The organism is Mucilaginibacter sp. A5337 (genome assembly GCF_059690695.1).
Genome location: NZ_JCAWEC010000007.1, coordinates 29,345 through 53,030, shown reverse-complemented (window position 1 = coordinate 53,030; position 23,686 = coordinate 29,345). Strand labels below are relative to the sequence as shown.

At 43.1% G+C, this 23,686-nt stretch carries 16 protein-coding genes; 14 read left to right on the top strand and 2 right to left on the bottom strand.

Going from position 1 to position 23,686, the window contains the following annotated elements; all coding sequences use genetic code 11:
- Positions 1-9: 9 nt before the first annotated feature.
- From AC59JO_RS23015 to AC59JO_RS22955, 13 genes are all read left to right on the top strand, one after another.
- Entirely contained in the window at positions 10-1,518 is a 1,509-nt protein-coding gene (locus AC59JO_RS23015; RefSeq protein ID WP_497308273.1) for a contractile injection system tape measure protein, read from the top strand.
- Entirely contained in the window at positions 1,515-5,129 is a 3,615-nt protein-coding gene (locus tag AC59JO_RS23010) for an eCIS core domain-containing protein (RefSeq protein WP_497308271.1), read from the top strand. The genes AC59JO_RS23015 and AC59JO_RS23010 overlap by 4 nt, the downstream gene beginning before the upstream one ends.
- The gene (locus AC59JO_RS23005) at positions 5,126-6,109 is read left to right on the top strand and encodes a tetratricopeptide repeat protein (protein ID WP_497308269.1); all 984 of its coding nucleotides are present in this window, start codon (positions 5,126-5,128) and stop codon (positions 6,107-6,109) included. The genes AC59JO_RS23010 and AC59JO_RS23005 overlap by 4 nt, the downstream gene beginning before the upstream one ends.
- Before the next feature lie 7 nt (positions 6,110-6,116).
- Entirely contained in the window at positions 6,117-7,067 is a 951-nt protein-coding gene (locus AC59JO_RS23000; protein WP_497308267.1) for an eCIS core domain-containing protein, read from the top strand.
- A 1-nt stretch (position 7,068) separates the two neighbouring features.
- Complete coding sequence (locus AC59JO_RS22995) at positions 7,069-8,397, top strand: ATP-binding protein (RefSeq protein ID WP_413667100.1); 1,329 nt, start codon at positions 7,069-7,071, stop codon at positions 8,395-8,397.
- Positions 8,398-8,694: 297 nt separating this feature from the next.
- A complete protein-coding gene (locus tag AC59JO_RS22990; protein WP_413667101.1) occupies positions 8,695-11,007 on the top strand; it encodes a histidine kinase dimerization/phosphoacceptor domain -containing protein in 2,313 nt (770 codons plus the stop codon).
- Between the two features lie 4 nt (positions 11,008-11,011).
- The gene (locus AC59JO_RS22985) at positions 11,012-12,961 is read left to right on the top strand and encodes a sigma 54-interacting transcriptional regulator (protein WP_497308264.1); all 1,950 of its coding nucleotides are present in this window, start codon (positions 11,012-11,014) and stop codon (positions 12,959-12,961) included.
- A gap of 409 nt (positions 12,962-13,370) precedes the next feature.
- Positions 13,371-13,553 carry a hypothetical protein gene (locus tag AC59JO_RS22980; RefSeq protein ID WP_497308263.1) on the top strand — a complete coding sequence of 61 codons (183 nt, stop codon included), beginning with the start codon at positions 13,371-13,373 and terminating at the stop codon, positions 13,551-13,553.
- 208 nt (positions 13,554-13,761) lie between these two features.
- Positions 13,762-14,307 carry a GNAT family N-acetyltransferase gene (locus tag AC59JO_RS22975; RefSeq protein WP_497308261.1) on the top strand — a complete coding sequence of 182 codons (546 nt, stop codon included), beginning with the start codon at positions 13,762-13,764 and terminating at the stop codon, positions 14,305-14,307.
- Between the two features lie 6 nt (positions 14,308-14,313).
- Positions 14,314-15,486, top strand: coding sequence for a M20/M25/M40 family metallo-hydrolase (locus tag AC59JO_RS22970; RefSeq protein ID WP_497308259.1), 1,173 nt, complete (start codon positions 14,314-14,316; stop codon positions 15,484-15,486).
- Positions 15,461-16,801 (top strand): sigma-54-dependent transcriptional regulator, encoded by a 1,341-nt coding sequence (locus AC59JO_RS22965; protein ID WP_497308257.1) that lies wholly within the window; start codon positions 15,461-15,463, stop codon positions 16,799-16,801. Before AC59JO_RS22970 ends, AC59JO_RS22965 begins: the two co-directional genes overlap by 26 nt.
- Before the next feature lie 440 nt (positions 16,802-17,241).
- Positions 17,242-18,633: an outer membrane beta-barrel protein gene (locus tag AC59JO_RS22960; RefSeq protein ID WP_497308256.1), complete on the top strand. Its 1,392-nt coding sequence runs from the start codon at positions 17,242-17,244 to the stop codon at positions 18,631-18,633.
- A 150-nt stretch (positions 18,634-18,783) separates the two neighbouring features.
- Positions 18,784-19,386, top strand: a complete 603-nt coding sequence (locus tag AC59JO_RS22955) for a hypothetical protein (protein WP_497308254.1) — start codon at positions 18,784-18,786, stop codon at positions 19,384-19,386.
- Between the two features lie 59 nt (positions 19,387-19,445).
- On the opposite strand, the gene AC59JO_RS22950 is transcribed toward AC59JO_RS22955, so the two are convergent.
- Both AC59JO_RS22950 and AC59JO_RS22945 read right to left on the bottom strand, forming a co-directional pair.
- Positions 19,446-20,603, bottom strand: a complete 1,158-nt coding sequence (locus tag AC59JO_RS22950) for a trans-sulfuration enzyme family protein (protein WP_497308252.1) — start codon at positions 20,601-20,603, stop codon at positions 19,446-19,448.
- Positions 20,604-20,606: 3 nt separating this feature from the next.
- Positions 20,607-21,935 (bottom strand): APC family permease, encoded by a 1,329-nt coding sequence (locus AC59JO_RS22945; protein WP_497308250.1) that lies wholly within the window; start codon positions 21,933-21,935, stop codon positions 20,607-20,609.
- 397 nt (positions 21,936-22,332) lie between these two features.
- Here AC59JO_RS22945 and AC59JO_RS22940 point away from each other — a divergent pair, with 397 nt between their 5' ends.
- Positions 22,333-23,361: a LacI family DNA-binding transcriptional regulator gene (locus AC59JO_RS22940; RefSeq protein WP_413667111.1), complete on the top strand. Its 1,029-nt coding sequence runs from the start codon at positions 22,333-22,335 to the stop codon at positions 23,359-23,361.
- The last annotated feature ends 325 nt before the right edge of the window (positions 23,362-23,686 follow it).

Below are 23,686 nucleotides of genomic sequence, written 5' to 3'. Positions count from 1 at the left end.
GACTGAATTATGGCAGGTAGCACACATATTATCCACAAGCTGGTACTTGATATCGAAGTACCGCACCGCGATGCTGCCCGAAAGGCGCAGGATGAAGCCGTGCGGTACTTTGAACTGGTATTGCTTAAAAAGCTGGAGCAATTGCTGGATGATATGGATGTGCCTGCCCATGTTTTGATAGATAAGATTGATCTTAACCTGGGCGCGGGTAAACTGGAGGATGTTTTTGAGCAATTGCAGGCAAGCCTGGCTAAGGCGCTTGAGCCGGTTTTAAATCCTGCTGTATTACCCGGAAGCGACGAACCCGATAATGAGATCAGCTATTCATTGCTTACTGAAGAGCAGCAGGCTTTTAGCGTATTTGTCTATTTTCTTGATACGGGAAGGCTCCCGTGGTATGTGGTTGCCTCAGCAGAATGGCTGCAGCACGAAGATATTTGGTTAAGTAAACTATCAGGGCTGTTAATAAATGATAAAAGCTACCAGGTAAAGCTCATTAAGCTTTTTAAAGGCTCGCAGCTTATACTGAGCAGATTGTTTAGCCAGTTCAGTATTACATTTATTAAAAAGTTGGCACCGGTTCTGCTGAATATAGATGCCCGTGAACTTCAAGAAAAACTCGATGCTGCTATAGGTGAAATCAGGGCTTTGGCAAGCGGCCAATCAACAGGTGATCAAGCAGCTTTGTCATCAGCAGAACTTACCGGGAAAACGGAGCATATTATCGAAAAACTTTTACTGATGATCTTTCTGCGCACAGGCAACAATGACTTTCCTGGTAGTAGTGCGGCCCATAAAAAGTTAGCTGCTTTATGGTATGAAAACTTAAATGGTTCTGGCGCAATGCCAACGTTGAACCTTATTCAAATTGCTGAAACGGTTATTCAATCAGCAGAAAATAAACCTGCACTGCAAGCCAGTAAACCTATAGCAACACCTGATAATACTTCTGAAGCAGGCTCAGAAAGAGAAGAGAAGATTGGTCCTGAAACAAGCTCAAAAAAAGAAGAAGAGGTTGGTGGCAGGTATGTAAATCAAGCTGGTTTAGTGCTCCTGCATCCTTTTCTCGAATATTTCTTTAAAGATTTTGGCTTGCTGGAGGATAATGATTTTGTTGATCTGCCGGCAAGGCAACTGGCCATTCACCTGCTGCATTATTTAGGCACTGGTAATGTAAATGGCTTTGAGTATGATCTTGGTTTTGAAAAGTTTTTATGCCGTTGGCCTGCCGGAGAACCCTTGGAACGTGATATTGAGATCCCCCAACGTATGCTCGACGAAGGTGATAATATGCTTCGTACGGTAATCAAGTATTGGAAAGCGTTGAAAAGCACGTCGCCGGGCGGCTTGCGCGAGGGCTTTTTGATGCGCAAGGGAAAGCTGATTGAAGTAGAGCAGCCTGTGCGCCTTATTGTGGAGCGGATGGACCTGGATATCCTGCTTTCATCATTGCCATGGGGTATTGGCGTAATTAAACTACCCTGGATGGATGAACCTTTTTACGTGGAATGGCAATGAAAACACCTCAAAAGGCAGCACCCGCAAATACCAAACAGTATCAGCCCGCCAACCGGCAGGCTGCAGGGAAAGATCCTTTTTTTGCAGCCGCTCATGATATAGAGCGTGCACCAGAATCGCCTTTTTTTGAGGGCAATAAGGTTCAGCGCAAAATGACGGTGAATGAACCTGGCGATCATTTTGAAAGGCAGGCCGACCAGGTAGCCGATAAAGTTGTTCAACACATTAATCAGCCTAAAACCGTAGCTAATGCTGCAACTGCTCCTGCAACAGCAACCGCTCCTGCCGCTGCAACTACCTCCGCTGTACAAAAGAAAGAAGATAAAAAGGAAGATAAACAGGAAAAAGAACAAAACGGAGCTGACAAAGAATTACAGCGCCGACCCATTTTTGAAAGTGATGGCGATCCTAACGAAGGTAATACCTTAAAACGCAGCAGCCAGTCTGCAGTACCGGATGTATCTCCGCAAACTCAGCAAAAGATAGAAAACAGCAAAGGCGGCGGCGAACCATTGCCTGATAATACCCGCGACGAAATGGAAAGTGCCATGGGGGCCGACCTGAGTGGCGTGCGCATCCATAATAACAGCGAGGCCGCCGGTTTAAGTAATGATTTGCAGGCACAGGCTTTTACCCATGGTAATGATATTTATTTTGGTGCGGGCAAATATGATCCGCAAAGTCAATCGGGGCAACATCTATTGGCGCATGAGGTAACGCATACCGTGCAACAGGGGGGTAACGGGGTTAAAAAGAAAGGGATTATTCAACGCGCTGCAACGGCACCTACGCCGGGGGCTATAACTGCAAGTACAGGCGAAAAAGCTACCAAAGAAGATCCGATAGATACCAAGAAAAAGATCATATACATACCTTCCATAAATATCCCCACTGTAAAATATAACATGATGCCGGCAGGGTCAAAGGCTAATTATACTTTTGATAAGGTTGAACGGTCTGGTACCCACTTAGAAAAATGGAACAATGCAGCTAAAGCATCAAGTACCTTTACATCTGAGTTCAATAAGAAAAAAGCCAAGGAAATACCTTCTGATAAGGATAAGCCAAATTTCTTTTTAACGCTCGATTCAGAAAAAAACCATTCCAGTTTATCGCATATCATAACCGGCGACGCGGCTGCAATTCAAGCTAATATCACCCGGCCATTTTGGGATGAATCGGGTAAAAATATTGAGAGCGGGTATGATGTTGACCATAAAGTTGAGTTACAATTAGGTGGTTTGGATGATACACCTAACTTATGGTTGCTCGAGGCTGCCACAAATCGTTCGTCGGGTGGTAACATAAAAACAGAAATAGAGAATAAAATAACGGATACGCTTAGCAAGATCAAAACCATGCCCGATGGTCAGAGAAAGCCGAGCGCCGACAGCGTTCGCGCAAATTACACCATAACTGCAGGTAAGATACTCGGTACGCTGGGCGTTGCCGGCGGCGGTAAGGGATGGGAGCTTTCGGATATTCAGGCCAGTAAGCACCTTGCAGGATTGGCATTTATTTCATCTGCTGATCAGGCCAAATTTAAGCTTGCCAAGGATACCGAGTTAACCTTGATCACGAGCGAACGTTTTGGCAAAACTCTCAAAATACCAAACTGGGAGCCGGGTAAAACACCAGGGGCAAAGGGTTCTAAAACAATAAATCATCCCATTGGCGCTATCAAGAGTCGGGGCGCTGATCTGGAAATTAAAAAGATAGACTATATCCATCAGGACAATCCAACGATATTAAGCACAGGTTCAGTAGGAACTGCGTATATCGATGTTTTAATGAATGATAAGCACGTTAAAGGCATCAAATTGCTGCCGCAGCCTATTGAAGCTATGCCGGGTTTTTACGGTGGTAAGTTAAATAAGGCCGCTATAAAAACTGCACTTAGCGCTCAGCTTGAAGCAAAAGGTTTTAGTCCGATAAAAATTGAAGAAATTGATATAGACCCCAATACCGGTTTGGTTGGGTTTGGTAAAATTAATACCGATGTCCCCTTTATAAAAGGTTCGGCTATTGATATCATCTTTGATGCAGATGGCATCAAAATAAGCAAGGTATTTAATAGTGGCGAGCTTAAGGTACCTCCGCCGTTCAAGATCACCAATACCTCGCTCGAAGTTTATGCCGCAACATCGGGTATCGGTGTAAAGGGTATTGCCGATTTTGAAATAAAAGGATTGGGTAAGGGACAGGTAGGCGCCAAAGCCAATTCGGCCGGTGAGTTTGCGCTTGACGGTACTTTTGATTTTGATTCAAAAACCTTTAATCCGGCACAAATTAAAGCCTCTTATGCCAATGGCGAATTTAGTGCATCGGGCGAAATTGGCATTCCCGCAGGTAAAATAAAAGGACTTAAATCAGCACATATTAAAATTGATTACGCAAAAAGCGTATTTAATGCTTCCGGCACAGCCGAGCCGGATATCAAAGGTGTAAAAAGCGCCGAGATCCACGTTACTTATGGAAACGAAACCTTAGTTATCGGTGGCAGCTTCGTGCTTGACGAAAATATGCCGGGCATCCAAAGTGGTAGTGGTAATGTTGAGGTTACCCGCGGGCCGGATGAAATTTACCATGTAAAAGCCAACGGTAAAGCGATCCCCAAAATACCTAAGATCAATACCGAGCTGTCAATATCTTATGACGATGGCGCGCTGACCATTGAAGGCAAGGCATCTTATGCTGCTGATAGGGTATCGGGCGAGGTAACTGTTGGGGCAACCAACCGCGCTATTGCCGCAGACGGTACACCATCGGGGCCGGCAGGCGATAAGTTTACGGCTTATGGTTCGGGTAAGTTAACGCTCAAAGTTACCGATTGGTTACAGGCCTCTGCAAGCGTAAGGGTTACCCCGGCGGGCGAGATAGAAGTTGTTGGCCGTTTGGACCTTCCTTCGGCAGTTGATGTTTTTCCTAAGAAGAGCATCAATAAAGAGCTGTTTAAAGTACCAACCATCCAGATCCCAATATTTGCCATCCCGCTTGGGCCTAAGAGTATTGGTATCGTGGCCACTATTGATGGCGGCCTTGATTTTGATGCTGCTGTAGGTCCCGGCCAGTTGAAAGACGTTTTTGGACAGATAGAATTTAATCCTTCACATCCCGAAAATACACGCATTAGCGGCGGGGCAAAATTTGTGATCCCTGCTCATGCAGGTTTAAAATTGAAGGCCGCATTAGGTATTGGTTTGAGTATTGGGCCCGCCAGCGTTACCGGAGGCATCCAAATAGTTGGCGGATTGGGATTGGAGGGGGAAGCCAGCGCTGCCGCCGATCTGGCATGGTCACCAACAACAGGGTTTGAGTTTAACGCTTTGGGTGAAATAGAGGTACATCCTAAGTTTACGTTTGATGTAAATGCCTTCATTAAAGCTGAGCTTGATCTTTGGGTTACGGATATCTCAAAAGAATGGACTAAAAACCTGGCATCATTTAGCTATGGCCCTGATTTGCAGGTTAAAGTTTCCCTGCCAATTCACTATAAAGACGGTGAACCATTTGATGTGAAAACTGATGATATTAAAGTTACCTATCCGCAAATCAGTATCACTGATATAGCAGGTGGTATAGCAGATAAAGTTAAAGAAGAAATGTTATGAGCAACCGAAGCCAAATAACCGAACTGATAAACCTTGGTGCCATACAGCAGCTTAATGGCAATTTTGAAGCTGCCGAAGCTTATTATGCAAAAGCTGCCGATTTAAATGAGCCCAATGTTACCCTGCTCAATAACCGGGGAATGTTGTTTTATCAACAAAACAAATTTGCCGAAGCAAAGCCGCTTTTTGAACGCGCTTTAGAAATTGATAGTCAAAATGCCTCGGCATGGCTCAACCTGGCTAATACAGAGGTTTTGCTGGGGCAGTATGATAAGGCTTTAAACGCTTTCAGGCAAACGATCATGCTTAAGGCCGATCAGTTTGAGGCCTGGGAAGGACTGGCTAAATTGTATATGCTATCGGCAGATATGGAAAGCGCAGAAACATGCTGGCTAAAAGCAGTTGAGCTTAACCCCACCAATTTAAGTTTATTGATGGGGTTGGCGCAGGTTTACCTCTCAACCGGCAGGTATGATGAAGCATTTGAAATGGCTGATTATGTTTTATCCGAAAATCCGCAAAACAGCAGGGCTTTACAAACAGCAGGTCTGTCGCAGTTGATGATAAAGAACTATGCATTGGCTACCGGGTACCTGATCAGGTATTTGATGCTGTTTCCTGGTGATATTGCTGTACGCAACCACCTGGCAGTTGCCTATTTGCAAAGCGGTCAGTTAAATGAAGGGGCCGCAGAATATGAGCGGATCCTTGAATATGATCCCGAAAACGAGGAGATAAGGTTAAATACCGGGGTGCTTTGTCTTGGGCTTAACCGTTCTGAAGATGCTTTTTCACATCTGGAACTATTGCTTAAACAGTATCCCGGAAACAAAAAGGGGAAACTATACCTGGGTATAGCCCTGGCTAACTTAAATCAAAAAGATAAAGCCAAACAAGTTTTTGAAGACCTGCTGCATGAACCCGGAGAATGGGCTGCCCATGCCAAAAAGCAATTGGACCTGTTAAATAATTTAAACTGAACCACCTATGAAATACATCCATAACACACGCCAGCCGCTTAGCCAGAAACAGGCGGATAAAGCCGAAAAGCCTTTCTTTAACGGTAGCCGGGAAAAAAGCAAACAGGATAGTGATGCCTTTTTCCAGGCGAGGAAAATTGACGGTAACCAGGACAGTGCCCTTGAACAGGAGGCCGATGCTGTAGCGCATAAAGTAACCACGGCACAACAGGCAACGGCTAATTCATCGCAACGGATGGGACAAATGAGTGTTCAGAAAAAAGGAGCCGACGAAGAGAAAGATGCGAAAGCCGGCCAGAAGAAAGAACAAAAGGACGAGAAGGAAGGCAAGCCGCAGAAAAAGGACGAGAAGAAAGAAGAAGAAAAGCCAACTCAAAAGAAAGAGGAGGATAAAAAAGATAAAGAGCCGCAGAAAAAGGAAGAGGATAAAAAAGATAAGGAAGGTGTTCAGAAAAAAGAGGAAGAGAAGAAGGATAAAGAACCACAAAAGAAGGAAGAAGATAAGAAAGACAAGGAGCCACAGAAAAAAGGCGAAGAAGATAAAAAGGATGAAGGTAAGCCGCAGAAAAAAGAAAAAGGCGAAGAGAAAGATGATAAAGCTGCGGCACAAAAAAAGGAAGAAAAGGGTGGCAGCGTAGAGAAAACAGAAGGTAAGCCCGAAGCTCCCGAAGCAAAGTTCGACAGGTTACTGAACGAAAGTAAAGGTGGCGGCAGCCCTCTGCCGGCAAAAGTGCGTGCGCAGTTGGAACACCAGATGAACGCTAATTTTGAGCAGGTAAAGATCCACACCGGGCAGCAGGCTGTTGAGCTTTGCAACCTTTCAAAGGCACAGGCGTTTACACATGGTAACGATATTTATTTTAATGCCGCCAAGTTTGACCCCGAAAGCACCGCCGGTATGAACCTGCTGGCGCACGAGTTAACACATGTTGTACAGCAAAACGGTCCGCGTAAATAAAATGGATACTAATATTAAGCAATTAAAAGCGCTGATGCAGTATACAGCCGGTTGTGTTGAGGCCAGGCTGCAAACTGTATTTGGAAATGGCACAACTTATTTGCCTCCGCTGCTGCCCCAGTTGGAGCGAAATGGCAGCGTACTCGAGAAATTAATTGATGATCATGGCCTGAGCAGTAATGAGATCATTATATTGATGATGGCCCTGGCGCCGCATTTGCAGGTTGAGTTTTTTGATGAGATCATTCAGCCATACATGCGTGAATCGGGCGACTTTCAGCAGATTGGTGGCGTTAGGAGCCGCAATGGGCGCAGCTTTTTACCAACTGGCCAAACAGCAGTTTTTGTTTTGGCGGGCGATGATCTTGAAAAACGGCTGGAGATCGCAGATCTTTTCCATCATCATAGCAATTTGGCGAAACAGCATATTTTACATCTGGAGGATGTGCCCGAAGGAGAACCTGCTTTGTCCGGAAGACTGATATTGCAGTCTGAGTATGTTGAACTTTTGATCAGCGGTACCGAATCTATCCCTAAACTGAGCATGAACTTCCCTGCCCAGCACCTCGAAACTACGTATAACTGGGATGACCTGGTACTTAACGATACTACAAGAAAACAAATTGCCGAATTGGAAAACTGGGTAAACTATCAGCAAGTACTCATGACCGACTGGGGCATGGAGCGAAAACTGAAGCCCGGCTATCGCGCCTTATTCCATGGCCCACCGGGAACCGGTAAAACGCTTACCGCATCTCTGCTCGGTAAGTATACAGGCAAACCTGTTTTTAGGATCGATCTGTCGATGATCGTGTCTAAATTCATCGGCGAAACGGAAAAAAATCTCTCCAAACTATTTGAAAAGGCCGATAATAAAAACTGGATCCTGTTTTTTGATGAGGCAGATGCACTTTTTGGTAAGCGTACTAATGTAAAAGATGCGCATGATAAATATGCCAACCAGGAAGCATCATACCTGCTGCAGCGTGTGGAGCAACACAACGGCCTGGTAATACTCGCTACCAATTTTAAAAATAACATTGATGAGGCCTTTATGCGCCGGTTTCAATCAGTTATAAATTTCCCGCTGCCTAATGCCGATGAACGGTATACCATCTGGCAAAAATCATTCCCACCAAAAGCTAACCTTAACGGGCATATTAACCTCGAACAAATCTCGCGTAAATATGAACTTAGCGGCTCTGGTATACTCAATGTTGTACAATTTGCCTGTTTACAGATGCTGGCCCGTAAGGAAAGCCGCATTTCATCCGAACTGATACTGGAAGGAATAGAAAGAGAATACACCAAGGAGAACCGCGTTTGGTAGCAGCCGTCCGGCACATGAAGCTCTCATTGTAAATATCGGCTATCCGTAATTTGTACAACTGAATCCATGATCCGTGCATTGATTGGTTCGATCGGGTTAAGCATTTTTATGTTGGCCTGGATCCTATTTAAACTTCAGCGATAAAGGAAATTTAGCTTCGTACTTATTCGTGCGGTTTGCATAAAATTGAATAAATTTAGCAAGTCATCGCCTATCGCAATTCCGTGACTTTCACAGGAGATGATTTTGTTATGGTTTTGTTTGTAATTATCTCTGGGGCAATAAAATACTAAGTGTATGTTTAAATATATAGCGACATGTTTTATTGTTTTAATTTTTGCCTTAAGCGCGTCAGGGCAAAAAAAGATGGACATTGCTACCATTAAACTAAACCTCGATAATCAAAAAAACAAAGCCGACACCAATACCATAAAGCTGCAAATACAATTAGGCAACTACTATCTCAACAAACAGGGCGATCACAAAGACGTGCTGGATAGCGGAATCACCGCCTTCAATAAAGCCATACAAATGAGTGTGACTATCCATTCGGCAAAATGGCTTAATGAAGCTATGATGCTTAAGGGGGCAGCATACCTCAAGCAAGATAACCTGAAGCAGGGCAAAGCGGTTTTTATGGAAGTGGTTGATTATTACCGTAAAATGGCTGATAAATACCAGGAAGGTAAAACTTTGGCCCGTTTAAGCGATAATATATCTATAGACAATGCTGCTGCCATTCCTGATAAAATAAATAGTTATGAGCAGGCGAGGGCTTTATTTCAGCAAACAGGCCATAAACTGGATGAGGCTGACATGAACAAGAACATAGCCGACATCCATCTTAATCAAAAAAAACTTGACCTGGCCGAAACGGAACTGCTGCAGGTGCTGGCACAATACAAAGCAATAGGATATAAAAAGCTTCACTATACTTACCATTCCCTTGCCGAGTTAAGCAAACAAAAGGTTGATCTTCATAAAGAGCTTTTATATCGTCATGAGGTAATAAAAAGCATGACCGCTACGGCCGATACCGCCCTCGCCGATTTTTACTACGCCAAACTTGCATTGGTGTATGCCGACCTTAATAAATATGATCAAAGCCTTGTTTACATCCTTAAATCGGCCGAGATATTAAAGCGAAGAAAGCAGTACGAAGATTTTTACGGGTACCTGAGCCTCATTATTTATGATTTCATAACAGCTAAAAGGCCTAAAGAGGCCCTGGCCTATTTAAAACAGGCCGTAATTGACGTACCGCCAAAGATCCTTGCACAACAGGTAGATATGTATGAAGCGTTTGGCAATATCTACGTTGCCCTGAAGGATTACCCTAAAGCCGAGCAATATTATCTGAAAATGATGGAGGTATATAAAGTAACAAACTTTAGTAAAGACTTTTATACCACCAACGAGCAAATGGTTACCGATTTTGTGCATTACAACGAAACCATGGCCGGTTTTTATCTGCTAACCCGGCAATTTAAAAAAGCAGGGATCTATACCCAGCAGATCTTATCGTTACCATCAAATAAAATAAGGCCTATTACGCTTACCAAGATCCATCGCATGCAGTTTAGGGTTGATTCGGCGTCGGGTAACTATATAACTGCGATAAAACATTTCGAGATCCATAAGCGCCTTGACGACTCGCTGTTTAACGCCATTAAGAACAAGCAGATTGAAGAGCTTGAGATCAGTTATAAAACCAAGGAGAACAAACAGTCGATAAGGTTTTTGCAGGAGCAGAGCAAGAGCCAAAAAAATGAGATCCAAAAGGCAAACATGCAGCGCAATATAACCTTTGCCGGGATAGCCATGCTCATTATCATAGCTGGGCTGGCATTTAATGGTTACCGGCATAAGCAAAGGAGCAATCAGCAATTGCAGTTAAAACAAATGGAGATCAATAACCAGAATCTATCCCTGCAAAAATTACTTAACGAAAAGGATAACCTGCTTGACGAAAAGGACTGGTTATTAAAGGAGGTGCACCACAGGGTAAAAAACAACCTGCAAATTGTAATGAGCCTGCTTAATACGCAATCGGCATTTTTAAAAAATAATGCTGCGCTTGCCGCCATTCGCGAAAGTCAGAACCGGGTGCAGGCCATAGCACTTATTCATCAAAAGCTGTACAGTAATTCGGATGTATCATACATCGATATGTCGGTTTATATTAATGAACTGATCAGCTACCTGGCCGATTGTTATAATCCCGGCGACAGGGGGATCCGTTTTGAACAGATCGTACAACCTGTAAAACTTGATGTTGCCCAGGCAGTGCCGGTGGGCCTTATATTGAATGAAGCTATTACGAATGCTATTAAATACGCTTTCCCGATGCAACGGGGCGAAATTAAAATAGCCCTGCAATTGGCCGAAGAAACCATTATACTCACTATAGCAGATAACGGGATAGGCCTGCCTCTTGATTTTGATATCCAAAAAGCAAGCTCGCTGGGAATGGAAATGATGAAAGCCCTAAGTAAGCAACTGGGAGGCTATTTTAAAATGGAAAATTGCGGTGGCGCTGTGATCACGGTCGAATTTAGGGCCGAGAAGCAATTAAATAATATTGAACAAAAAACTTTTGCAGCTAATTAATTATATGAACAAAAAGATATTAATAGTTGAGGACGAATCGCTGGTAGCGTACGACCTGAAATTAATATTAACCCGTGCCGGTTATAAAGTTTGCGGCATTGCCGATTCGGTACCGGAAGCATTGGAGATCATTGAAGAGCAAAAACCGGAAATGGTACTGCTTGATATTTTTTTAAAGGGAAATCAAACCGGTATTGATTTGGCAAGGATCCTTACTTCAAAAAATATTGCATTTGTATACCTGTCGGCCAATTTTCAGGAAAGCATTTTAGAACGGGCTAAGGCTACACAGCCTTATGGTTTTTTGGTAAAGCCATTTCGTGAAAAGGAGCTTTTGATAACCCTTGATGTTGCTTTTTACCGGCATCAAAACAGTATCGAATCCAAATTGCGCCAGGAGCAGGCATTGGAACAGGTATTTAAAAATATTGTTGCCGAACCTATAAACTGGAAACAGAAATTGTTGAAAATAGCAATGAGTATCCAGCCGCATGTGCCGTTTGATTATTTAACTGTTACCATGAAAAATGGTGCGGGTTTTCCCGATAATGCCATTTCATTTTTGCGTACAGGATTTGATGAATACCAGGTTATAGGCCCGGATGAATTTGTAAACATCACAAAAACTAATAAAAAACAGCTGAACCAGATGCAGGATGACAGTCCGCGGATAACCAAGGCTGATTTTTATAATGCTACTAATTTTGTCAAGATCTGGCCGCAGTTTCCTGTTAAGAAGCTTATTGCCCAGGTTTTTAATATACAATCATTTTTGGGGGTACCTTTGCTGTCCTCAAATGGCGATATTATTAACTTTTCGTTTTACAGCCGTAAAACAGATTGTTATACCAATGATCACCTGATTTTGTTAGACCGCCTGCACAGGTCGTTATTGAGAACGATTGAAGAGGTTATCCCATTTGATGCTCCCGAGCCCACAGCAGCCAGAGTTGATAAATTAGCCCCAAATGAATTAAGCGAAAAAAATAAAGCTGCAGGCTTTAAAGATATCATAGGCAAAAGCCATCAGATGCTTACCGTACTTGACCATATTGGTATCGTAGCCCCGCTTGATACCTCGGTACTGGTTTTGGGCGAAAGCGGGACGGGGAAAGAGCGGATAGCTAAAAGCATCCATTACCTGTCGCCTCGTAAAAATAAGCCTTTAGTGGTAGTGAATTGCGCCTCTATGCCGGCTACCCTGATCGAGTCGGAGTTGTTCGGTCACGAAAAGGGAGCTTTCACCGGAGCTGTTGAAAAACGTACGGGCAAATTTGAGCTGGCCGATGGCGGTACCATCTTCCTGGATGAAATAGGCGAAATGCCCGCCGAGCTGCAGGTAAAACTGTTACGGGTATTGCAGGAGCAGGAAATTGAACGGATAGGAGGTAAAGGCCCGGTTAAAATCAATGTACGCATAGTTGCGGCTACTAACAGGAATCTCGAGAAGGAAGTTGAAGAAGGCCGTTTCAGGCTCGATTTATATTACAGGCTATTTGTTTTTCCGATCACAATTCCTCCATTAAGGGAACGTAAAGATGATATTCCTGTATTGGCCAATTATTTTTTAGGAAGATATGCGCAAAAAACTGGTAAAACAATAACAGGTATATCGGCCGGTGTAATGAACCAATTGCTTGATTATCATTGGCCCGGTAACGTGCGCGAGCTTGAGCATTTTATTGAACGCAGCATCCTGTTAACTGATGGGCCGGTGATAAAAGATGCATATCTGCCCAAATTGCAGGGTAAAAAAGAAAGCCCTGCATTTGCTGAAATAGCAACCGACAGACTGAAAACCATTGATGAGCATGCCCGCGACCATATTTTAGAAGTACTGAAACGTTGTAATGGCAAAATAAGCGGCAAGGATGGGGCCGCATCTAAATTAGGATTGCCGCCGTCAACCCTGCACTCAAAAATGCAAAAGTTGGGGATCAAGAAATGGGAGTAGGGTTGCTGTATTTCATGGTAACTTGCTGATTTAGAGTGTGTTTTTTGTTGTAATGTGCTTGAGGTAAGCGCCCTTTAGTGACGGCTTTTGGGGGTTAACACTGTTTTTTGTTTAATTTTCTGATTATCAGTGATATGTGTGTGAATAAGACGAATTTCTGTTAACCCTGTTAACCCCCCCCGGTGCAGACCTAAGTTAGCGGTATTTTATTGTGCCGGAGGTAACAATTTCTTAATAATATAGGCTTGGTCTCAATACTTTATCATTTTGATAATTTATATCTCCCAAAATGATATGGGGTGGTTGTGGGGTAATGCCTGCTTTAATGCAGTGTGTGTACTTTGAGGGGTTTTATAGCCTTTTGGCATACGTTTGGTTTACTATCGGCTTTTAAATAAAGTTAAAAGCCATGGCAACATTTTATATCATACTTAAAATAACCGCTTTAATAGCAGTCATTATTGTTTCTATCACCGGCCCCAAAAAGAAAAAAGCATTGCCCAAAAAAGAAATGAGCAAGCTTGCTGTAAACGCCGACGGCTATCTGGAGCATTTCGAAAACAGCCCTGAATACCATCAGCCGGTTCAATAATTATCAAAATAACTTGTTTTGAAAATAGAAGCCTTTCATTTTGATAGGCTTTTTTTATGCTCCAACCATTTGCCAAAAACTAAAATCTTCATTTACACAGCCTAAACCTATAAATGGTACATACGTGCCACAACGGGCATTCTTTTGGCATTGGGGTATGTACAGTTATTCAACAAATCCGTGCTGATAGCTGAAATAAACATATAAAATGGAAGATGAACGAATTATTGTGAGGCCGGCTATCCCGACCGATGTGGTGTTCGCCGATCAGATTATCAAAGAGATGGAGAGTTCGGCCATGACAAGGGGCTCAGGTATTTCCAAAAGATCGGCTGCCTCAGTAATAGAAAAGATCGACAGCGGAAAGGCTATAGTTGCCGTGACCGAAAATGGCGAATGGGTAGGTTTCTCCTATATCGAAACCTGGGATGACGGAAAATTTGTATCAAACAGCGGTCTTATTGTTTCGCCGCAGCACCGTAACCAAGGTGTAGCCTCCGAAATTAAGAACCGCATTTTTAACCTTTCGCGCAGTAAATACCCAACAGCAAAAATATTCAGTATCACATCCGGTTTGGCCGTTATGAAAATGAATACCCGTCTTGGTTTTGAGCCCGTAACCTATGCCGAAGTAGCACGTGAGCCACGTTTTTGGGATGCCTGCAAAAGTTGTGTAAACTATGATGTGCTGCAAAGTAAAAATCGCTGCAATTGCTTGTGTACTGCCATGTTATTCGATCCTCAACTAAATTAATTAGCTATGATAAAAACATTGAATGAGCTGCCCGCCACCTCCCTGGTGGGACATACACTGCCTTTAAATCCGCATTTCTTCAGCGAGTCTGTTGTGCTGCTGCAGCATATGATCAAAACCTCATCGCTCAGCGGCGATGAAAGTGCGGTTGCTGATATCATACAGCAACATCTGCTTGGTTATTCGGTAAAGGTGAAACGGCAGGGGAACAATATCTGGTGCTTTAATAAATACTACGATGAAACTAAACCGACAATACTGCTTAACTCTCATCTGGATACGGTTGTGCCAAACGAGGGGTACACAAAAGATCCGTTTTGCCCGGAAATAACAGATGGAAAACTTTATGGACTTGGAAGCAATGACGCAGGTGGTTGTGTGGTATCGTTAATAGCCGCTTTCCTGCATTTTTACAGCTACCACGGTTTAGGTTTTAACCTTTGTCTCGCCATTACTGCCGAAGAAGAGAACTCTGGCGAAAATGGTATCAAATCAATCCTCCCGTTGTTAGGTAACTGCGAACTGGCCATAGTTGGTGAACCTACTTTATTACAAATGGCCATTGCCGAAAAAGGCAACCTGGTTATTGATTGTATTAGTAACGGTCGCCCTGGTCATGCTGCGCGTGAGGAGGGTGATAACGCCATTCATAAATGCCTGCGTGATTTGGAATGGTTTAGCCTGTATCAGTTTCCACAACAGTTAAAAGGGATTTCGCCGGTAAAAATGACGGTAACCACTATCAAAGCGGGTTCGCAACATAACATTGTGCCCGGCCGCTGCGAGTTTACTGTTGATATCAGGCATGATGATACCTTTTCACAACATGAGATTGTTGATATTATTAAACGTAATGTATCCTGCCAGGTAAACCCGCGCCCGGGTTCGCTGGGGGCTTCATCGGTATCTCCTGAGCATCCTATTGTTAAAACGGGGATTGCCGTTGGTTGCAAAACTTATATCTCGCCCACCACATCTGATCAGGCCTGGTTATCTATTCCTTCGGTAAAGATTGGTCCCGGCGATTCGGCACGTTCGCATTCGGCCGACGAATTTATCTACCTCGAAGAGATCAAGAAGGGGATCAGTTTATACGTACGGTTGCTGGAAACGCTACCGCTGATGCTCATCAATAATCCAAACAAATACAAAAATGAAATCAAGCATATTAATAATTGATGACGAGGTAAAGCTCAGCGAACTGATGGCCCGCATTCTGGTATTGGAAGGCTATCATGTGATTCAGGCTGCCAATGCAAAAGCAGGTTTGCGCCTCATTGAGCGCGAGGATATAAGGGTAGTATTAAGTGACGTAAAGCTGCCCGACGCCAACGGTGTTGAGCTGGTACAACGCATCAAACAAATAAAACCCTACATCGAAATCATTAACCTAACGGCTTTTGGTACTATCAGCGATGGGGTGTTGGCTATCAAGAACGGGGCTTTTGATTATTTAACCAAGGGAGATGATAACGACAAGATCATTCCGCTGGTAAGTAAAGCGCTTGATAAGGCCAACCTGCAATATCACATTAACGAGCTGCAAAATGAGGTTGAAACTCAACATGGTTTCCCGATAGTGCTTGGCCAATCACCGGCGATACTGGAAGCGGTTGAACTGGCAAAAAAAGTAGCCCTCACCGATGCCACCGTTTTGCTTTTGGGAGAAACAGGTACAGGTAAGGAGGTATTTGCTGAAGCCATCCATTATGAAAGTTTGCGCAAAGACAAGCCTTTTGTTGCTGTTAACTGCAGCGCTTTTAGCAAGGAGCTTTTAGAGAGCGAATTATTCGGTTATAAAGCTGGTGCATTTACCGGCGCGCTGAAGGACAAGAAAGGCTTATTTGAAGAAGCCAACGGCGGTACCATATTTTTAGATGAGCTTGGCGAAATGAGCCATGACCTGCAGGCTAAACTATTGCGGGTATTGGAAAACGGAACTTTTATTAAAATAGGAGAAACGAGGACCGTAAAGGTAAATGTACGTCTCATTGCAGCTACCAACCGCGACTTACAAAAAGAATCGGAAGAAGGCCATTTCAGGCTCGACTTGTTTTATCGCCTTTCAGGATTTTCAATTGTGCTGCCTCCGCTAAGGGACAGGATGGGGGATATCGAAGTGTTGGCAAGGCATTTTATTAAATTGTATTCGGCCAAAGTGAAGAAAAAGCAGCCCGACGTGGATGAAAACTTTTTTAAGCTACTTAACCAGCATAAATGGAACGGTAACATCCGCGAGCTTAAAAATGTAATTGAGCGGGTAATTATCCTGATGGATGAGCCGATGCTGACCCCAAAACTGTTGCCGAATGAATTTCATAACGGCGGATATTATGACCTGGTAGCACTTGACCTGGACAGTGTTGAACGCCACCACATCCGCAGGATACTGAAGTATGTTAAAGGGAATAAATCGGAGGCTGCAAGAGTTCTTGGAATTGGCTTAGCTACCCTGTACCGCAAAATTGAAGAGTACCATATTATTATGAACTGATAAAAATGAGCAATCAAAATTAACTTTTTCAGGCGCAAGTCTTGTGTGGTGGCCATGAGGGCGGTTGACTTGTGACTTTAGGAAGGCACAAGTCAGCCCTACAACATCCACCACACAAGACTTGCGCCAGAAAAAGGAGTCGCTTGCATAGTTTAGCATAAAGTCCACAAGCGAGGACGCTTGCGGTAGCGATGAGAGGTCAAGGATTTTCAAACTCAGCATGAGAAAACCACCATCTCAAAATGAAAAGGATCATTCAGATACCCACAAATAAAAAATAAAGTAAAAACTAATAAACTGCTGATAATCAAATCGGCCAAAAACATTGCAGCTGCTTTGGTATAGCAATTGGCAGGCGTGCCATAATTAACGCAGGTCGGGACAATTAAACTAAACACTGCAAACCGTCCCGGCCGCGAACAAATAATCTCATATTCGAAATGAAAAAACTTCTCTTATTTATTGCCTTAGGTCTTACACTACTTTTAGCCTATGCCCAGGCAAACGCTGCATCTTTACAAGACAGCACCATTGTTAAAGACACTGTAAAAACAAAACCCGAGCCATTTGCCTTTGGCGATTTTACCTGGCTTAACGGCAACGACCACCGTCACAAGGCGCTGCTTGATACTAAATATTTCACCGGTCGTTTCCTGCTTGATTTTAATTACACTGCATCAAATAATAACCCCATAGACCATACAGTAGTTGGTTCAACCGCTTTAGCCCGTGATCATGAGTTTGAAATTTCAACTGTTGCCTTAGGTGGCGATTTCCATTACGATAACGTTCGCGCCAGCGTACTTACCCAATTCGGTACGCGGTCGACAGTTGTACCCCGCAATGACTTTAGTGTTACCCGCGGGCAGTTTGATCTTTCTACCGCTTATCGCTATCTGAGCGAGGCTAACGCCGGTTATCACTTCAATGTATTGAATGGTATTAACGTTGATGCGGGTATATTCATGTCGTACGTAGGCTTGTTCTCGTACTATAATGCCGAGAACTGGGCTTACCAGCCATCCTTCACAAGTGATAATACGCCATGGTTTTTTAATGGTATCCGCGTTCAGATCTTCGTATCAGATAAACTGAAAATTGAGCCTTGGTTGATCAACGGCTGGCAATCATATGGTATGTTTAACAGCAGGCCGGGTATTGGTGGGCAAATCCTTTGGCGCCCAAAAGAGTGGCTGCAATTGCTAACCAACAACTACTACGGCGCCGACACCCAGGACAAGCCAGGCCGTAAACGTTTCCATACTGATAACAGCGTAGAGATGCGCTATTACAAAAACAAAAACACTTTTGTAAACAGCATGGCATTCTCGCTAACCGGCGACCTTGGCTTTGAAAAAGGCGATGGCGTTAACGGCTTTAAATCAGACCCTGTTAAAGGCCCTGCCCAATATTTTGCCAGCGCTATGTTTTACAATCGTATGGTGATGGCTAACGGTCACTTAGGCTGGACTATAGGTGGTGGCGTAATGAATAACCCGGGCCGTTACCTGGTACTTTATCCAACAGGTGATGCAAACCCAATTCCGGCGGTAGGTACCGGGGCAATCGGCACACATCCATTCTCGGCTAATCCTGGCGATAAGTTTCATGCTTATGACTATTCAACCACTGTCGACCTGATGCCTAACGATTACCTGACTTTCAGAATGGAGGTAGTTCACCGCCACGCCGATGTGCCTTATTTTGCCGGTCATGGTGGCGTTACCTCGCCCGATGGTTATAATACTACACCGCTCGGCGGTACCAATTTTACGCCCGATCTGGTGAATTCTGAAACAAGATTTATAGCTGCCTTACTGGTGCGTTTTTAAGCGCAGAGAGGCGTACAGTATAAACATACTTTAAAACCGCGATAACTTATCCCGTTTGGATTGTAAGGGTAGGTTTAGTAAAGGTTGGAGGCCGGGTTTTGCCGCCCGGCTTTTTTATGCCCTTAATTTCAAGATTAAATAGTAAACAAAATGAAAACTTCAATTAAAATGATCATCATCATGATGGTGATCGGTATACAGGCAAACCGCCTGATGGCACAAAACGAAAATGTAAAAGCGGGGATTTATCTTACAGCTCAGGATTATAAAACCGGTAAGCTGAGCTACGTACCCGAAGCGGGTAAAAAACTAAAGCTCCATGAATTTTTAGGAGGAAACCATATCAGCGTTACTTCCGGAAGTAAAAAGATCAGTTTGTTAAAGGGCAATGTTTTTGGCTACCGCGATGGAGGTAAAGATTACAGGTTTTATCAAAATGAAGCATATCAGATAATTGATACAGCCGGTTTTCCGCTTTATGCACATGTACAATTGATACCGCAGGGAAAAGGTTATTCCCGAGCCGAAACTTACTTCTACAGCACTGGTACTGCAACACCTGTTTTAAACTTAACTGTAGTAAATGTGTACAGGAGTTTCCCGGAGCAGAATGACTTCAGGTACAGCATCCGCAATTATTTTCATGGCGATGCCGATCTGATGGCTTATGATAGTATTGTCAGGGAGTACCAGATCAAATACCTGTATTTTGAGCATCAGCATGCAAAAGGCACCCAACACGCATCCTTATAAATAAATTAACTATTGATTTTCCAAACCAAACAGTAATCCCGGCGCGAGGCCGGGATTGTTTACTTTTCTAAAGCTTGCTTAATATCTGCTATTAAATAATGAGGATCTTCCAGGCCAATGTACATCCTGATCAATTGGTGATGGCCGTTATCGGTCGAGTATTCAGCCTCACTAAATGAAGCAATGGCCGGAACAGCAAGACTTTCGTGCCCTCCCCATGAAACAGCAAGGAGGATATGTTGCAGGCTGTTGCAAAATTTTTCAATCTTACTAAATGAACTGTTTTTTAAGATAAGGCTAAACAGTCCCCCGCAGCCCTGCATTTGCTGGCTAACTAAATCAGCCTGGTTAAATTGCGGGCTAAAAGGCCAGATCACATCCTGCACCGCCGGATGGGTGGCAAGCCATTCTGTAATGATCCGGGTACTTTCAAAACTCCGCTGCAAGCGAAGCGGCAACGTTCTTAATCCACGGAGCAGCAGCCATGCCGAGTTTGGTGACAGTGCCGGTCCGGTATTCATAAATTCATGTTCAAAGATCTTTTTTAACAGGGCTTTACTGCCCGTAAGCACACCTGCCACAACATCTGAGTGACCGCCGATGTATTTGGTAGCCGATTGCGCCACCAGGTCAACCCCCATTGATATGGGTTGCTGATAAAGGGGACTACAGTAGCTGTTATCGATCATGGTTGTGATTCCCTTTGATTTGGCAAAGCCGGTCACTTTTCTGATGTCCTGCAATGCATAGCAAAATGTGTTAGGGCTTTCGAGGTAAATTAAGCGGGTTTGGGGTGTTGCCGCCTGTTCAAAATTTTCAAAAACTGTTCCATCAATAAACGTTGTGGTGATACCCAATTTGGGTAGAAAATCTTTAAATAACTTAATTGTCCAGCTGTACAGATTATCAACAGCGATAATATGATCGCCGGTTTTTAAGAGTGATAAAATGGGGACACTTATAGCACTGATACCGCTACTGAATAAAAGGGCATCTTCGGCCCCATCTAAAGCGGCGAGTTTTTTTCTGAGTATATTGAGTGTGGGGTTTTGCCCCCTTGAGTACAGGTTGCTTTCAAATTCATCACTCATGGCCTCCCTTAACCCGGCAACATCTTTAAAACAGAAATTGCTTGATTGCATAATGGGCGGTGAAACGGCGTTAAAGTAGTTTTCTCTCTCCTCCCCAAGTTCATTTAAAATAAATGACAAATCCATAGTTTAAAGTGTAGTAATAGGTTTTTGGCTTCGTTTTGTGATATAGTAAATAACAAGGCCTGCAATAAATGCGCTGATGCATATTAAAGCTGCCTGCGGATTTTCGATAAAAATGCTGATAGTGACAAACCAATACGTGGTAATAAATATGACAGGGATAAGCGGGTACCACTTCATAATGTATATGCCGGTATTGTTAAGCTGTTTGGTTTTGCGCCGTAAAATGAAGATTGTGATAGCAGCAGTTGAAAGGCCAACAGTATCAAAAAACATCACATAACTTAATATTGTTTGAAACGAATTAGCGAAAAACAAGATAACGAGCACTGCGCCAACAAAAAAAGTAAGACCGAATTCCTGTACCTGGGTTTGGCTGTTTACGCGTTTAAAGCGGGCAGGTAGTATGCCGTCTTCGGCCATAGCATAATAAACACGGGGATTGGCCATGATATTAACGTTTACAAAGGCCAATACGGAGACAAACATGAGCAACGATACAATTTTATAACCTGCTGCACCAAATAAAACCCCGGCAAGTGTCGCTGCGAGCGTGGTTTTGTGCTGAAGCCCGCTGATACCTAAAACCGAATAATAGGCAAAGTTGATAAGCATGTATAATGATATCACTGTTGCTATTCCAAAAAATATAGCCTTGGGGATATTGATTTTCGGGTTTATAATATCGCCTCCAAAATTTATAGTTTGCTGATAACCGCCATAGGTAAAAAATACGGCCACCAAACTTAATCCGAACGCACTTATGTTATTATTATTATGATAAGCAATAACTTCCTTGGTGGTAGCTATATTGCCTTTGAACACCGCGGCGCATAAAATGAGGATCATGCCTATTTTAAAAAGTGTAAGTACGTTTTGGGTGCGTGCACTCATTTTAATACCCAGGTAATTGATAATATATAGAATAAGTACTGAGGTTATGGTCATGATCTTGATGCCTGTATCGTTTTGCAAACTTTGGGGCATAATAACCGGATTAATATATTCCGCACCTATAAGCGCTACGGCAGCCACCGAGGCTGCGTTGCTTATCACCAGCACCCAATTAATCATAAAAGCAAAAGCAGGATGGAAGCAATATGAAAATACTTTGTAGAAACCACCGGTGGTAGGGTAGCGGGCGCCAATTTCGGCAAAGGTGAGCGCACCGCACAGGCTTACTGCCCCCCCAAGCAGCCAGGCGCCGAAATATAAAAGAGGTGTACTTGAGTTTTTGGCTACTTCGGCAGGGGCTGCAAAAATGCCCATGCCTATCACAAGGCTCACAACGATCATTGAAAGATCAAAACGGTTAAGTTTTGGCGTTATGCTCATGTAGTTTTAAAATGTCAATTAACCAGGGAAAACACAAAATCTAAATTTAGCATTAATTCGTTATCATTTGATAACATGAAGGCTTTTATTGAATGCGTCCTTGGTCTCACCGTAAATTATCCCCGTTTTGAGCGTTTTGTAACAAATTGTTGCGAAAAAGGTCGAAAATGGAAGTCATGCACTATATTTACCATTTCGGTTCGAAATCTTTTGATCGTGTGGACAAAATATTGGCAGTTAGTAGGATAAATTTGCCATTTTTGACCAAAAAAGAGACAGAAATCCGGGTTTTGATAGAAATTTCCCTATTTTGACTGATTATTGATTGAGCATAAAATTGACAGAATTTTTAAAACGGCGGGCGTACTAAACCTTAACCTGAATTTGAGAAACAATGATGAAAAAAAAGATATCCATTAAGGATATAGCCAAACTTACCGATACCTCAATAACCACTGTTTCATTTGTTTTAAATGGTAAAGGCCGTATTAGCAAAGAAATAAGCAAAAAAATATTAGATGTAGCACAGAAGAACGGCTATGAGCCCAATCGTATGGCTGTGGGGTTGCGTACAGGTGTTTCAAAAGTTATCGGGCTTGTGGTTGAGAGTATTGGCGGGCCTTTTTTTGGAGAGATGGCCAAAGTGATAGAAGAGGAGGCCGAAAAAAGCGGCTACCGTATTATATATTGCAGCACCAACAATAACCTGCAAAAAGGTAGGGATATGATCAGGATGCTAAGCCAGCAATTGGTTGATGGTTATATCATCACCCCAATGAAAGGCCTGGAAAAGGATATCCAGAACCTGGTTGATAATGAAAAGCCGGTGGTGTTGATTGACGGATATTTCCCCGGAACAAGTATTCCCCATGTACTGGTTGATAATTTTGCAAGCGCCTATAATGTGGTGGATTGCTTTGTACGTTCGGGCTATAAAAATATCGGGATGGTAACGGCAGATTTGGGCCTGATTCAGCTTAATGATCGGAGCCTCGGCTACAAGGCGGCGTTAAAGGATCATAAACTGAAAGACACCAGTAAGCAGGTTTTAAAGATCCCGTTTGACATGGATAAAAATGAAGGGGTAGAGGCCATTAAAGCATTTATTGAAAAGCAAAAGCAGATGGATGCCGTTTTCTTTACTACCAATTATTTGGGCACCATGGGCTTGCAAGCCATTAAAGACCTTAAGCTCCGAATCCCCGAAGACCTTGCCGTAATTAGCTTTGATGATAATGAGGTATTTAGTCTGTATCCGCCGGGTATTACCACTATCCAGCAGCCAACTTATGACATTGCAAAATCAGCGATTGATATTTTGATGGCGCAGATCAATACCCATAGACTTGATGCTTCCAAAATCGATCTCCAGATTCCCTCTAAACTGATTGAGCGGGGATCAACGGTATCCAGGACTTCAGCGTAAAACTGAGTTTAGTATTGGTAAACAAAAAATGTTAAAACAGGTTGGTAAAACGTTTTATTTATTTACATTTGAATAATGTACTGTCCAAATCGGGTGGTAATGCAACAGGAGAGTGGGATCTCCAGTGATTCAAATGCTTCATAGTTCTTTTTTACTAATATTGTTTAATTAATAAAAGCGCCTGTTGTTTGAAGAGCAACAGGCGCTTATTTTGAATAAGCAAAGCAGAAACTATTAATAATATTACATAAGATTGTGTTTTAATGATAAAACGTTTTATCTATATTTGAACGGTTTTACCACTATCACAATCGCAAAAACCAAA

Excerpts from the sequence above, each read along its gene's own strand:
- AC59JO_RS22940 (WP_413667111.1), top strand. The coding sequence starts at position 22,333 with ATGAAAAAAAAGATATCCATTAAGGATATAGCCAAACTTACCGATACC.
- AC59JO_RS22955 (WP_497308254.1), top strand. The coding sequence starts at position 18,784 with ATGAAAACTTCAATTAAAATGATCATCATCATGATGGTGATCGGTATA.
- AC59JO_RS22985 (WP_497308264.1), top strand. The coding sequence starts at position 11,012 with ATGAACAAAAAGATATTAATAGTTGAGGACGAATCGCTGGTAGCGTAC.
- AC59JO_RS22995 (WP_413667100.1), top strand. The coding sequence starts at position 7,069 with ATGGATACTAATATTAAGCAATTAAAAGCGCTGATGCAGTATACAGCC.
- AC59JO_RS22975 (WP_497308261.1), top strand. The coding sequence starts at position 13,762 with ATGGAAGATGAACGAATTATTGTGAGGCCGGCTATCCCGACCGATGTG.
- AC59JO_RS22980 (WP_497308263.1), top strand. The coding sequence starts at position 13,371 with ATGGCAACATTTTATATCATACTTAAAATAACCGCTTTAATAGCAGTC.
- AC59JO_RS23005 (WP_497308269.1), top strand. The coding sequence starts at position 5,126 with ATGAGCAACCGAAGCCAAATAACCGAACTGATAAACCTTGGTGCCATA.
- AC59JO_RS22945 (WP_497308250.1), bottom strand. The coding sequence starts at position 21,935 with ATGAGCATAACGCCAAAACTTAACCGTTTTGATCTTTCAATGATCGTT.
- AC59JO_RS22950 (WP_497308252.1), bottom strand. The coding sequence starts at position 20,603 with ATGGATTTGTCATTTATTTTAAATGAACTTGGGGAGGAGAGAGAAAAC.
- AC59JO_RS22970 (WP_497308259.1), top strand. The coding sequence starts at position 14,314 with ATGATAAAAACATTGAATGAGCTGCCCGCCACCTCCCTGGTGGGACAT.
- AC59JO_RS22960 (WP_497308256.1), top strand. The coding sequence starts at position 17,242 with ATGAAAAAACTTCTCTTATTTATTGCCTTAGGTCTTACACTACTTTTA.
- AC59JO_RS23010 (WP_497308271.1), top strand. The coding sequence starts at position 1,515 with ATGAAAACACCTCAAAAGGCAGCACCCGCAAATACCAAACAGTATCAG.
- AC59JO_RS22965 (WP_497308257.1), top strand. The coding sequence starts at position 15,461 with ATGAAATCAAGCATATTAATAATTGATGACGAGGTAAAGCTCAGCGAA.
- AC59JO_RS22990 (WP_413667101.1), top strand. The coding sequence starts at position 8,695 with ATGTTTAAATATATAGCGACATGTTTTATTGTTTTAATTTTTGCCTTA.
- AC59JO_RS23015 (WP_497308273.1), top strand. The coding sequence starts at position 10 with ATGGCAGGTAGCACACATATTATCCACAAGCTGGTACTTGATATCGAA.
- AC59JO_RS23000 (WP_497308267.1), top strand. The coding sequence starts at position 6,117 with ATGAAATACATCCATAACACACGCCAGCCGCTTAGCCAGAAACAGGCG.